Genomic DNA, 12,770 nt, shown 5'->3' on the forward strand with positions numbered 1-12,770 from the left:
GATGGCAAACCAATGCGTTAAATCGATATATTTCAAATAGGACACGTATAAAAAATTATCAAATAAATAGTTTTATGCTGTTCACAAAAAACTATCCAAAATTATTTTTGTGCCATAGTGGCACTTTTATTCTTGTTTTTATGTTTTAAAGCTGCTTTAACAAAAGCCACAAAAAGTGGATGCGGATTAGCAACCGTACTTTTATATTCTGGGTGATATTGCACACCAACAAACCAAGGGTGTTCTGGAATTTCTACAATTTCAACCAAGTTGGTTTCCGGGTTTATTCCTGTAGCCACCATTCCTGCAGCCTCAATCTGTTCTTTATATGTGTTGTTAAATTCATAACGATGTCTATGGCGTTCCTCTATAGAATTAGATTTATACACCTTATGCGCAATACTATTGGCTTTCAAATTACAAGTCCAAGCACCTAAACGCATGGTACCACCCTTTTCCGTGACATCCTTTTGCGACTCCATTAATCCAATTACGGGATTTGTAGTTTTAGGATCCATTTCTGTTGAATTGGCATCTTTTAAATTCATCACATTTCTACCAAATTCAATGACTGCCATTTGCATCCCTAAACAAATTCCAAAAAATGGCATGTTGTTTTCACGCACATACTTTACAGCATCAATTTTTCCTTCAATACCACGTTCACCAAAACCAGGCGCTACTAAAATACCATTCAAATGTGATAGTTTTGCGTGGATATTATCTGCATTTAAATATTCTGAATGAATAGGTTCTACATGAACTTTAACTTCATTTTCGGCACCTGCATGAATAAAGGCTTCTAATATGGATTTATACGAATCCTGTAGCTCCACATATTTCCCAATTAAACCGATAGTAACTTCGGTTTTAGGGTTTTTTAGTCGTGTTAAAAATTCATTCCAACGGGTTAAATCTGGCGCGTGACTTTCCAATCCTAATTTTTTCAAAACAACGGTATCTAAACCTTGCTTCAGCATTAAATTAGGCACATCATAAATAGTAGAGGCATCAATAGATTGGATAACGGCTTCTTCACGAACATTACAAAACAACGCTAATTTTCTCCGTAAATCCATTGGGAGTTCATGCTCTGTACGGCAAACAAGAATATCTGCCATTACACCACTTTCCATTAACGTTTTAACACTGTGTTGGGTTGGTTTTGTTTTCAGCTCGCCAGCAGCCGATAAATACGGCACCAAGGTTAAATGAATAACTAAACCATTCTTTTCCCCTAAATCCCAACGTAACTGTCTCACGGCTTCAATGTATGGTAAGGATTCAATATCACCTACTGTTCCACCTATTTCCGTAATCACAATATCAAAATTACCAGAATTACCCAGCTTTTGAACGCGTTCCTTAATTTCGTCGGTAATATGAGGAATAACTTGAACCGTTTTTCCTAAAAATTCCCCACGACGTTCTTTATCTATAACGCTTTGATAAATGCGTCCTGTTGTAACGTTATTTGCTTGGCTAGTTGGTACGTTTAAAAAACGCTCGTAATGACCTAAATCCAAATCGGTTTCTGCACCATCATCCGTTACATAACATTCGCCATGCTCGTACGGATTTAATGTTCCTGGATCTATATTAATATACGGGTCTAATTTCTGAATGGTTGTCCGGTATCCTTGAGCTTGCAAGAGTTTCGCCAATGAGGCTGCTATAATGCCTTTACCGAGAGAAGATGTTACACCTCCTGTTACAAATATGTATTTTGTTGTAGTTGTCATGTTGCGCTGTTAAACGCCTGCAAATTTACAATATTAAGTTTAATAGTTTGGGTGTTTCGGAGTTTATTTTGAAATGAAATTGAAGAGGAAATAAGTTGCGGAGATGTTTGTTGCCTAGCTACCGTTAGGAAGGTGGAAAGGCGCAAAGTTTTAACTGATTCCGATAGCTATCGGGACTGAAAACTATCGCTTCGGGAAATTGCGTTTAATGTTATGGATTAATTCTTCCAATCCATTTAATTTTAGTTCGTAAACGGACTGTAGCATCTCGCCTAATTTACCGGTCGGAAATCCTTTATTATGATACCAAACTATATAATATTCGGGTAAATCTATTAAATACCGATCCTTATATTTGCCATAAGGCATTTTAGTATGCGCGAGTTTTATAAGAAACTCTCTGTCTGGTTCCATGATTAGTGGGTTTTATTTCCAGTTGAATGATACAACTTTTTCTATATCAGGATGTAAACTGTAAAGCACAGGACAAGTATTAGCCGTATGTTCTAAAATTTTACGGGTTTTTATACTAGCTAACTCTGGAAAACTAAAAACAATTTCAATTTTTGAAATACGACGTGGATTGGAAGCCATCGTTTTTGTTACTTCTGCTTGGGTTCCTGCCATTTCATAATTCATATCTTGGGCTTTTATTCCCATAACCGTCATCATGCAATTTGCCAGTCCAGTAGCAACTGTATCGGTTGGCGAAAATGCTTCGCCTTTGCCATTATTATCAACGGGCGCATCCGTAACAAAGGTGTTTCCTGATTTTACGTGGGTGTTTTCTGTGCGTAATTCGCCTAAATACATTACGGTTGCTGTCATAATTATTACTGTTTTATCTCTACGATTTTTAAATCTTCATACTTTACCAAATACACCGTATTATTAAAATAACCTCCAAATAATTTCTTTTTATAGGCGAATTTATTTTCAACATATTCCGTTAAAGGGGCCTGATTTACAGACTCATAAAGAGTATCGTAATTTACCAAACGCAATACCACGTCCATTGTTAAATCGAAACCACGCACGGCAATTTTATTAGGTGTTACACCAAACCGCTTGACATAATTATTAGCAAAACTATTATTATCATCTTCATTATACGTTTTTGCAATGGTTGGAAATGTTAATTGCAAATTAGATAAGTGATAATTTGAAACCTCATCATCTTCAAAGGCACTTCCCATTTCCGTGGTTGCTAAAATAATTTTTCGGTCTTTAGAAATCAAAGAATTCAATTTACTCGTTACATTGGATACGAATCCGGGATTAGAGGTTTCTAAAAACACCATATTTTTACCAGGTTTAAGCTTTGAAATAATATCGGTATCATAAATATAAAATGCATCCTTTTGTTCTTTATCTTTTCGAGAATAGATTTGAGAAGCTGTTGGGAAATGCGTTTTTAAATCGTTAGAAACTTTTACGCGACTTTGATCGGCAATAATGATAATTTGACTAATTGAAGAATCTTTCTTTACGTAATTTACAATTTTATCTTTTAATAAATCTTCCGAAGGCATGGTTTGAAAAACATGATCTGAAAGTTTTAAATCCTTTAAATTAGGCGAAATTAGCGGGATATTTCGACTTTGTAATTGGGAAGAAACTTTTTCAAACGTTCCAGACATTAATGGCCCTATAACGGCATGAACCTCATCAAAATTATTTTCGTTTAATATGGTTGATACTTCACTAACCATATTTTTAGTATCATAAACATCTACTTTTAAATTAACGCCTATTTTTTTAAGAGAATCTAAAGCTACAACCACACCCGAATAAAAATCTAATGAGGTATTTAAAAATGGGTCTTTTTTAATTTGTGCTTTCGCATCAGCAACGGAATCTACATTGACACGATTTAGTTTAAACGGCAACATGATAGCTATATGTTTCTGTTTGTAACTTGAAATAGAATTTGTTAAATCCGTGCTTTCTAATTTTATGTTTTCATCTTCAATAGTGGCATTGAAAGGGACTTTTAAAATCATCCCTACTTTCAGTCCGCTTTCAATTAATTCTGGATTTAACGTTTCCAATTGACTTTGCTCCAAACCTAATTTCACTTTCAGACGGTAAAAACCTTCTTTAGGCAAAACCTCATAATATGAATATTGATTATCTACGGGCTTCTCTTCTGTATTACCAATATTTGGCACATTAATAACTTCGCCTTCTTGTAAAATAGGACTCATTCCAGGATTTAAAGCCTCCAATTCAGCAACTGTTATTCCAAATTTATATGCAATACGCCATTTTCCTTCTTTTGGTAAAACGGTATAGGTTTTGGCTGTTTCTTCTGGTTGAGAAACTGTAAACACTTTTTTATAAACAGGTATTTTTATTTCATCGCCTTTACGTAGGTTGTTGGCATATAAAAAGGTGTTGTGTTTTTTTATTTCGTCTTGTTCCACACCATACTCTTTAGATAAGCTGTATAATGTTTCTCTACGCTTTACTTTATGAGTTTTAAATCCTGTTAACTCCTTTTCAATAGCGGCATGTGGTGCTGATTGATTTATTTTTTTATTTGGAATAATTAAAACCGCATTGGTTTTTAATTCCTTTTTGGCATCCGGGTTTAAAGCGTAAATATCAAAAGGCGTTAGCTGATATTGTCTGGCAATAGCCTCTATGGTTTCACCAGGTTTTACCTTATGTGTTTTATAATTTTGTGCTTGCGATGTGGAGCCACAGCCAAATAGTATTAGGATGCTTAAAATGCAAAATAATTTCTTCATAATCTATATACGTTCTGCGTTGCGTTAGCGATTGCAACGTTATCCTTTTTATTCTTTTTTATAAATATAAGCGATATAAAAAGATTTAAGTGTAAAGCGCGACCCTTGTGGTAACGCCCAACTTCACGATATCATTTTTTAGTTCCTTAAAAATAACGCGATAGCACATTTCGTTTATTCCCACTCAATGGTTGCTGGTGGTTTAGAACTAATATCATACACTACTCTATTAACGCCTTTTACTTTATTTATTATCTCGTTTGATGTTTTTTGTAAAAACTCATAAGGTAAATTTACCCAATCGGCTGTCATACCATCGGTACTTTCTACGGCTCTTAAGGCGACACATTTTTCGTATGTACGCTCATCACCCATTACACCAACGCTATTGACAGGCAACAAAATAGCACCGGCTTGCCAAACGCTATCATAGAGATTCCACTTTTTAAGGTTACCAATAAAAACCGCATCAACCTCTTGTAATATACGTACTTTTTCAGCTGTAATATCTCCTAGAATACGAATAGCCAATCCAGGCCCTGGAAACGGATGACGCCCCAATAAATTTTTATCCATATCCATGGAAGCACCTACACGACGGACTTCATCTTTAAATAAAGCTTTCAAGGGTTCCACAATTTTAAGTTTCATAAAATCGGGCAATCCACCAACATTGTGGTGACTTTTAATCGTGGCACTTGGGCCTCCTGTTGCCGAAACACTTTCAATAACATCCGGATAAATAGTGCCTTGAGCTAACCATTTTACATCAGAAATTTCATGAGCTTCATCATCAAAAACTTCAATGAACACACGACCAATGGCTTTACGTTTTTCTTCGGGATCGCTTTTTCCCGCTAGTGCATCCAAAAAACGTGCCGAAGCATCTACGCCTTTTACGTTAAGCCCCATGTCCTTGTATTGATCCAACACATCTTGAAACTCATTTTTACGTAACAGCCCATTATTTACGAAAATACAGTAGAGGTTTTTTCCAATAGCTTTATGCAATAACATAGCGGCAACCGATGAATCTACCCCTCCTGATAACCCTAGAACAACCCGATCATTTCCTAATTTGTTTTGTAGATCTTCAACGGTTTCTTCTACAAACGACTGTGGCGTCCAATCTTGTTCTACTTGCGCTATATGAACTAAAAAGTTTTCTAGTAATTGTTTTCCGTCCTTGGAATGGTATACTTCTGGGTGAAATTGAATGGCATAGGTTTGTTCGCCTTCAATTTTGTAAGCTGCATTTTCAACATCTTCCGTGCTGGCTAATAAAATGCCATTTTTTGGAAGTGTTTTAATGGTATCGCTATGACTCATCCAAACTTGACTACCTTGGTAAATATTGTGAAAGAAATCTTCCTTTTCCTTTATAAACGATAGATGAGCACGACCATATTCACGTGTGTTGGAAGGTGCGACTTCGCCTCCTGAAAAATGCGCTAGATATTGCGCACCATAACAAACGGCTAATAAAGGTTTTTCACCACGAATATGTTTTAAATCGGGATGTAAAACCGCCTCACCTCTTACAGAATTTGGACTTCCTGAAAGAATAACCGCTTTATAGGTTTCTAAATTGTTTGGAATTTTGTTATACGGATGAATCTCACAGTAAATGTTGAGTTCTCTAACGCGACGCGCAATTAGTTGTGTGTATTGCGAACCGAAATCTAATATTAATACGTTGTTGTGTTGCATGTGCAAAAATAACAATTGATTTATGAATAGCTATTTATGAGTTGTACTTTTTTGAATAATTAATTCATGGATTCTAAAATAAGCTGAATATCTTTTTCGGTTGTATCCGGATTGATAAAGCAAAAACGGGAAACTGTTTCATATTCATCTCCATTTTTCCATTTCGTGGGCGTTACTAATGCAAAGCCTTTTTCATGATTATCATAGGTCCAATTCGTATAATCTTCCGGTTTCCAACCAATACGTCTGTATAATACACATGACAAACTTGGCGCTCTTACCAATTCTACATTTGGGTTTTCCTCAATCATTTTCCCTGCAAGCTGGGCCAATTCCAAACCACGTTCAACAGATTTTTTATAACGATCTGTTCCATGTGTAGCCAAGGAAAACCATAAAGGTAAACCACGGACGCGACGTGTTAATTGAATTTGATAATCCGTTGGGTTAAACCCATGCGCACCTTCATCTTTAAAAATATCTAAATAAGATCCTTGTTGGGAATGTGCTTCTTTAGCCAGTTCTGGTTCTTTATAAATAACAGCACCACAATCATAAGGTGAAAACATCCATTTATGCGGATCTATTGTAATACTATCTGCACGTTCAATACCATTAAACAAATGTCTTACCGAATCGGCTGCTAAGGCACCACCGCCATAAGCGGCATCTACATGAAACCATAAGTTTTCTTGCTCACAAACATGGGCAATACCGTCCAAATCATCAATAATTCCAGCATTGGTTGTTCCCCCAGTTGCCACAACCGCAAATAACCGTTTGCGTTGGTGAAAGTTTAAACCATCAATGGTTTTTCGTAAATCATCACCGGTTAATCGTTCTTCTGTATCCACCAATAAAATATCCACATCAGCTACTTTTGCCATGGCCTTAATAGACGAATGTGCTCCAATAGATGTAATGATTAAACCTTTTTCACGCTTGTAGGTGTCATCGCGACGCCAAAATTCACGTGCTGTAACAATTGCCGATAAGTTAGCTGCAGTACCACCACTTGTAAATACTCCAAATGCTCTTTCTGGCAAACCAGTTAAAGAAACAATCCAAGACATAGCTTCATTTTCGCAGAAAATACCACCAGCACCTTCCATCCAATACGCCCCGTGAATACTAGAAGCTGACGTTACCAAATCGAACATAATGGCTGCTCGTGTTGGTGAGGCTGGAACAAAAGCTAAATTTCTTGGATGATCTACTGGTACATTAGCTTTGGACAAATGCTCTTTCCATAAATTGAAAGCGTACTCACCACCAACACCTTTTTCTGTTACGGTTTCGCCAACAATAGCTTTTAATTCTTCGTATTTTTTAGGCTTCCCTATTGGGTGTTCGGTAGATGAAATTCTACCAATAGCATATTTCATGACATCTAATGTCATTTCAATAAGCTCCATATCAATTTTATGCATGAATTACTCTAAATTTAATATTATAAACTCGTTTTTCAACGGTTGCAAATTTACCATTAACTGTTGAATTAATTGGTCTCCAAACTCTAAATAAAAGGTAGAAAAATTGGTTTGACGCTCTTGCAAACTTTGGTTTGGAAATAATTCATTTTGCATACTCTTAACACGCTGTAAAACATCCGATTGCTTTCGTTTTTGTGCTTTTAGCAGGCGTTTTTCTAAATGTTCTAATCCATTTATTTGTTTTGTTTCTTGAGCCGAAACAGCACCTTTAAAGGATTTATCGGTTTGTTCGGCCAACTGATATAAATCTTCAAACTGTTTTTTAAGATGGTCTTTTTGTTCCGAGAAATCGATTTTGATTTTTGAAATGTCTTTGGTTACTTTCGTTAATAAATCCGACTGCTTTAAAAACAGATCTTTATTTTCTAGCCCTAGTTTTTCTAATTTTTCTTGCTGTTTGTTAGTCGTTAATAACACCGAATTCCGCAATAATAACATAGGAAACGGAATATTCTGAGCTTCAAAGTTTGACTTCAATTGAAACCAATAGGCCAATTCACCTCCTCCTCCAATATAGCAGAGATTTGGCAACACCACTTCTTGAAATACGGGTCTTAAAATAACATTTGGACTAAAGCGCTCCGGATAATTTTCAACCTCTTCTAGTAGTTGCTTTTTATTCCATGAAATTTCTGTTTCTAAAACCTGATAAATACCATCAATTTCTACAATGCGTTCACGCAAACCAAATTTAATATAGAACAGATTAATCTCACGTGGATTAACTTGAATTTTATAGTTTTCTGATAGTGAGTTTAGCTTTTCATTAGTTTTCGAAACGTTTTCAAAAGAAGACTGATTAATAAGTTCTTCTTTTATATATGGAATGAACGCATTCTTTAAACTTTTATCATTTCCGTCTATAATAACCAATCCAAATTCTGCAAATAAGTGGTTTACCAAGTAACGTGTGGCTTCAGTAAGGTTATTATTTTCCAAATAGCTATTCTGAAAAAGCTCGATTAATTTATCACTATTTTTACTTTTAGGAAGTTGCTTGGAAAACACTTCGAAAACGGATTTAAAACCTTCTAAATCTAATTCGCCAACTGGACCAGAAGCCTTTCGGTTCCAGGATACTTTTTTGCCATCAAAATTGAAGTAATTAATTTCTTCAAAATCATGATCTTCCGTTGCCATCCAATAAATAGGCACAAAATGATAATTAGGATTTGCTGCTTTTAATTCTTTACATAAATTAATAGTCGAAATAATTTTATAGAAGAAATAAAGTGGCCCCGTAAAAATATTTAACTGATGTCCTGTTGTAACCGTAAAAGTGTTTTCGTTTTGTAAAGCATCAATATTTTTAAGCGTTTGCGGAGATGTTTTTGTGTTTTTATATTGTTTATTTAAACTAGCTACCAAAACCGATCGTGAGGTTTTACTAAAAGACGCTTTTTTTTCGGCAATCTGATCTTGAAAATTTTCTAGTTTTGGAAACCTATTATAGAAAGGTTTTAAAGTAGATTTTTCATCTAAATAATCACATATTAATGGCGAAAAATAGTTGGTGTCTCTAAACGGAATACAGTGGGTTGGCATAGTTAGGTGTTGCTATTTTTAAAAAAGTAAAGATACGTTTTCTAGTCTTAAAAATAACTTAAAATATATACAGACAAGCACTAGAAAGATTGCTTATATTTACCAAAAATGAATTTATGTTAGGATTAAAATTAGCTACAGACCCACGTTGGGTGGATATTGCAGAATCAAATTTGGAAGAAATATTAACCGATCATGCGTGGTGTGAACAAAAAGCAGCTACAAATGCAATTACCATTATTACGCTTAATTCGGAATATACGGATTTGGTAACGGAATTATTAGCTTTGGCAAAAGAGGAGTTGGAACATTTTGAAATGGTTCATGACATTATAAAAAAGCGTGGTTACAAATTGGGTCGTGAGCGTAAAGACAGTTACGTAAACGAGCTTTATAAATTTATGAATAAAGGCGGTAGTCGCATTCAAGCAATGGTAGACAGACTTTTGTTTTCTGCAATGATTGAGGCTAGAAGTTGCGAGCGTTTTAAAGTGTTATCTCAAAACATTAATGATCATGAATTGGCTAAATTTTATCATGAATTAATGATTAGTGAAGCAGGACATTACACCTTATTTATAGGTTTTGCTAGAAAATACGGCCAAGATGTGGATGTGGATAAGCGCTGGAAAGAACTTATTGACTTTGAAGCAGAAGTGATTCAGAACTACGGAAAATCGGAAACCATTCATGGATAATTGTGGATTATATTTGGAATGGATTATACGAAATTAAAATATATCAACCCCCAACACTAGTCGGTTTCATGATTTTTCAGTAACTTTTATCTCATAATTTTTAAGCTATGAAAAGATTAGTATTTCTCAAGTATTATTTCAGTTTTCTTCTGATGTTTGGAATGTTTGTTTCAGGATTTTCACAGATAGCAAACGATTCTATAGTAGAAATAACCGGAAAAATTATTGATAGCAAAACGAATGACCCTCTGGTGTTTGCAGATTTATTAGTTTCCAATTCTAATATGGCAACTATTTCCAATACAGAAGGTAATTACCTGTTAAAGTTACCTTCAGATTACATAAACCGTTCCATCTCCATTACCTATTTAGGCTATGCCGAAAAGAAAATTCCAATTTCTACAATTATAAGCAATAGCACCATTTCTCTAGACCCAACATTTACACCTTTGGATGAAGTTAATATTTCCAGACCAAAAAGTGCAGAAATATTAGTGCGCTTAATGTTAGAGCGAAAAGAAGAAAATTATATAGAATCTGGTTTAGAAATGACAGGTTTTTACAGAGAAACCATAAAAAAAAGACGTCAAAACGCGTCCTTATCCGAAGCCGTTGTTTCCATTTATAAGCAACCAAACAGCACGAATAGACAGGATGCTGTTGAAGTTATAAAAGTTAGGAAAACAACTAATTACTCTAAACTTGACACCCTGGCTTTCAAACTTCAAGGTGGTCCTTTTAACAATTTGTATGTGGATATTATGAAGTACCCACAATATATCTTTAATAAAGATAATTTAATTCATTATGATTTTTCTTTTGATAGCTCAACTATAATAAACGACCAGCTGGTTTATGTTGTTAATTTTAAACAAAAGCCCGAATTACAAATTCCGCTTTATTATGGTAAACTTTATATAGAATCTAATAACTATGCGCTGACTAGCGCTATTTATAGTTTGAATGTAGAAAACCAAGATATGGCTAGCGAATTATTTGTGAAACGGAAACCTAGACGTGTTAAAGTGTATCCAGTTGAAGCCAATTACCGTGTAAACTACCGTAGTAGCAATGGAAAATGGTATTACAGCTACAGTAATATTTTACTAACTTTTAAGGTAAATTGGAAAGGACGATTATTTAATAACCAGTATACTTTAAATAGTGAAATGGCCATTACCAATTGGAACTATGCCGATAAACGGTATTCCAGACCTGAAAACAAATCTGGTATTTTAAAACCTTCAAGCATTTTAATTGATGAAGCTTCAGGTTTTCTGGATACGGAATTTTGGGGACAGTATAATATTATAGAACCTGAAAAATCTATTGAATCTGCCATTAAGAAAATTCAAAAGCAATTGGACAAATCGTAAATTCGTGTTCTTTCTATTAAAATTATTTCTTAAAAATGACTAAATTCAACTAAAGTCGTTCAAAAGGAAATCAGGATTAATGGCATAAACCCATTGCAACAAACAACTATGCGCGCGACTAAAACAGAACTTTTACAACTTATTAAAGAAAAAAAATGGCGCTCATTAAAGCGTTCTATGAAAAATTTCGACGCGCTAGAAGCTGCTAATTTGGTAGAAGAAACCCATAAAGCTAATAAAATAATTTTATTCCGGTTACTTTCTAGGCAACAGGCGAAAGGTGTTTTTAAAATTCTTCCGCATTCCGAACAGGAAATAATTATTCAGGGTTTGGCAGAAAACTCCCAAAAACTAACGCGACTTTTAACGGATATAAATCCCGATGATAGAACAGCGTTTTTTGAAGAATTACCCGGTGATATTGCGCAGCGACTTATTGAAAAACTGTCGCCGGAAGAACAGAAAATTACAAATCAACTTTTAAGTTATCCCAAGGATAGTATTGGCCGAATGATGACCCCGGAATTTGTTGCCATCAAAGATTACTTTACTGTGGAAGAAGCTTTTGCTCATAATAAGACAACATGGTAAAGATTCTGAAACGCTTAATGTTATTTATATAATTGACTCGCATTGGAAACTTATTGATGATATAACCATTAAAGAATTAATTCTAGCAAATCCAAATGATCTTGTAAAGAATCTAATTAATGAACGGTTTGCATCCTTAAACGCGCTAGATGACCAAGAAACGGCCATTTCTGTTTTTAAAAATTACGACCGGGTTGCTTTGCCAGTATTGAGTGAGGAGGGTGTGCTTTTGGGCATTGTAACCTTTGACGATATTATGGATGTAATTGAAGAAGAATCTACAGAAGATTTTCATAAGTTCGGATCCATACAAAACGTGAGTAAAAACCCTTTGAAGGAACGCATATTCAATTTATATAAAAACAGAATTGTCTGGTTGGTGCTTCTGGTATTTATGAATATATTTTCAGGCGCGGCTTTAGAAAATTTTGAAGACGTTATTCAGTCCTTTGTTGCACTAGTTTTCTTTTTACCATTGTTAATAGATAGCGGCGGAAATGCTGGGTCGCAATCGGCCACACTCATGATTCGCTATTTAGCTTTAGGTCAAATTCAAATTTCTGATTGGTACAAATTAATTGGCAGAGAACTATTAGTATCCTTTATGTTAGGTATAACTATGGCTATTAGTATTGCTGCTGTGGCAAGTTTTAGAGCACCAGATGTTATTGTTGTGGTCTGTATAGCCATGGTTTTAAATGTCATGCTTGGAAGTATTATTGGGCTATTACTTCCTTTTATATTTACAAAACTAAAAATAGATGCAGCTACGGCAAGTGCGCCTTTAGTAACGTCACTTGCAGATATATGTGGGGTTTTAATATATTTTTCTTTAGCCTCTAGTTTATTAGAGTTTTAATAA

General features: G+C 34.8%; 11 protein-coding genes. 4 read left to right on the forward strand and 7 right to left on the reverse strand.

All coding sequences use genetic code 11. The features are described 5' to 3' along the window. Positions 1 to 101 precede the first annotated feature (101 nt). The 7 genes from GMA17_RS08370 to bshC form a co-directional block, all read right to left on the reverse strand. Complete coding sequence (locus GMA17_RS08370) at positions 102 to 1,742, reverse strand: CTP synthase (protein ID WP_248395155.1); 1,641 nt, start codon at positions 1,740 to 1,742, stop codon at positions 102 to 104. A gap of 183 nt (positions 1,743 to 1,925) precedes the next feature. Beyond that, the gene (locus tag GMA17_RS08375) at positions 1,926 to 2,156 is read right to left on the reverse strand and encodes a DUF3820 family protein (RefSeq protein WP_248395156.1); all 231 of its coding nucleotides are present in this window, start codon (positions 2,154 to 2,156) and stop codon (positions 1,926 to 1,928) included. A gap of 12 nt (positions 2,157 to 2,168) precedes the next feature. Beyond that, complete coding sequence (locus GMA17_RS08380; RefSeq protein WP_248395157.1) at positions 2,169 to 2,570, reverse strand: OsmC family protein; 402 nt, start codon at positions 2,568 to 2,570, stop codon at positions 2,169 to 2,171. A 5-nt stretch (positions 2,571 to 2,575) separates the two neighbouring features. Further along, entirely contained in the window at positions 2,576 to 4,495 is a 1,920-nt protein-coding gene (locus tag GMA17_RS08385; protein ID WP_248395158.1) for a LysM peptidoglycan-binding domain-containing protein, read from the reverse strand. Between the two features lie 174 nt (positions 4,496 to 4,669). Beyond that, the gene (gene guaA, locus GMA17_RS08390) at positions 4,670 to 6,205 is read right to left on the reverse strand and encodes a glutamine-hydrolyzing GMP synthase (RefSeq protein WP_248395159.1); all 1,536 of its coding nucleotides are present in this window, start codon (positions 6,203 to 6,205) and stop codon (positions 4,670 to 4,672) included. A gap of 59 nt (positions 6,206 to 6,264) precedes the next feature. Further along, on the reverse strand, positions 6,265 to 7,635 hold the full coding sequence (locus tag GMA17_RS08395) for an aminotransferase class V-fold PLP-dependent enzyme (protein WP_248395160.1): 1,371 nt from the start codon (positions 7,633 to 7,635) through the stop codon (positions 6,265 to 6,267). 3 nt (positions 7,636 to 7,638) lie between these two features. Then, the gene (bshC, locus tag GMA17_RS08400; protein WP_248395161.1) at positions 7,639 to 9,243 is read right to left on the reverse strand and encodes a bacillithiol biosynthesis cysteine-adding enzyme BshC; all 1,605 of its coding nucleotides are present in this window, start codon (positions 9,241 to 9,243) and stop codon (positions 7,639 to 7,641) included. 116 nt (positions 9,244 to 9,359) lie between these two features. On the opposite strand from bshC, the gene GMA17_RS08405 reads away from it, so the two are divergent. From GMA17_RS08405 to mgtE, 4 genes are all read left to right on the forward strand, one after another. Then, a complete protein-coding gene (locus GMA17_RS08405; protein WP_248395162.1) occupies positions 9,360 to 9,941 on the forward strand; it encodes a tRNA-(ms[2]io[6]A)-hydroxylase in 582 nt (193 codons plus the stop codon). Positions 9,942 to 10,048: 107 nt separating this feature from the next. Continuing rightward, positions 10,049 to 11,317 (forward strand): carboxypeptidase-like regulatory domain-containing protein, encoded by a 1,269-nt coding sequence (locus GMA17_RS08410; protein ID WP_248395163.1) that lies wholly within the window; start codon positions 10,049 to 10,051, stop codon positions 11,315 to 11,317. A gap of 177 nt (positions 11,318 to 11,494) precedes the next feature. After that, on the forward strand, positions 11,495 to 11,908 hold the full coding sequence (locus GMA17_RS08415) for a magnesium transporter MgtE N-terminal domain-containing protein (protein ID WP_248395164.1): 414 nt from the start codon (positions 11,495 to 11,497) through the stop codon (positions 11,906 to 11,908). Then, positions 11,883 to 12,767 carry a magnesium transporter gene (gene mgtE / locus GMA17_RS08420; protein ID WP_248395165.1) on the forward strand — a complete coding sequence of 295 codons (885 nt, stop codon included), beginning with the start codon at positions 11,883 to 11,885 and terminating at the stop codon, positions 12,765 to 12,767. The genes GMA17_RS08415 and mgtE overlap by 26 nt, the downstream gene beginning before the upstream one ends. Positions 12,768 to 12,770 lie beyond the last annotated feature (3 nt).

Source organism: Bizionia sp. M204 (assembly GCF_023205095.1).
GTDB classification, from domain to species: Bacteria; Bacteroidota; Bacteroidia; order Flavobacteriales; family Flavobacteriaceae; genus Algorimicrobium; species Algorimicrobium hallyeonense.

Excerpts from the sequence above, each read along its gene's own strand:
- GMA17_RS08410 (WP_248395163.1), top strand. The coding sequence starts at position 10,049 with ATGAAAAGATTAGTATTTCTCAAGTATTATTTCAGTTTTCTTCTGATG.
- GMA17_RS08375 (WP_248395156.1), bottom strand. The coding sequence starts at position 2,156 with ATGGAACCAGACAGAGAGTTTCTTATAAAACTCGCGCATACTAAAATG.
- GMA17_RS08395 (WP_248395160.1), bottom strand. The coding sequence starts at position 7,635 with ATGCATAAAATTGATATGGAGCTTATTGAAATGACATTAGATGTCATG.
- GMA17_RS08405 (WP_248395162.1), top strand. The coding sequence starts at position 9,360 with ATGTTAGGATTAAAATTAGCTACAGACCCACGTTGGGTGGATATTGCA.
- GMA17_RS08415 (WP_248395164.1), top strand. The coding sequence starts at position 11,495 with ATGAAAAATTTCGACGCGCTAGAAGCTGCTAATTTGGTAGAAGAAACC.
- GMA17_RS08380 (WP_248395157.1), bottom strand. The coding sequence starts at position 2,570 with ATGACAGCAACCGTAATGTATTTAGGCGAATTACGCACAGAAAACACC.
- bshC (WP_248395161.1), bottom strand. The coding sequence starts at position 9,243 with ATGCCAACCCACTGTATTCCGTTTAGAGACACCAACTATTTTTCGCCA.
- GMA17_RS08385 (WP_248395158.1), bottom strand. The coding sequence starts at position 4,495 with ATGAAGAAATTATTTTGCATTTTAAGCATCCTAATACTATTTGGCTGT.
- GMA17_RS08370 (WP_248395155.1), bottom strand. The coding sequence starts at position 1,742 with ATGACAACTACAACAAAATACATATTTGTAACAGGAGGTGTAACATCT.
- guaA (WP_248395159.1), bottom strand. The coding sequence starts at position 6,205 with ATGCAACACAACAACGTATTAATATTAGATTTCGGTTCGCAATACACA.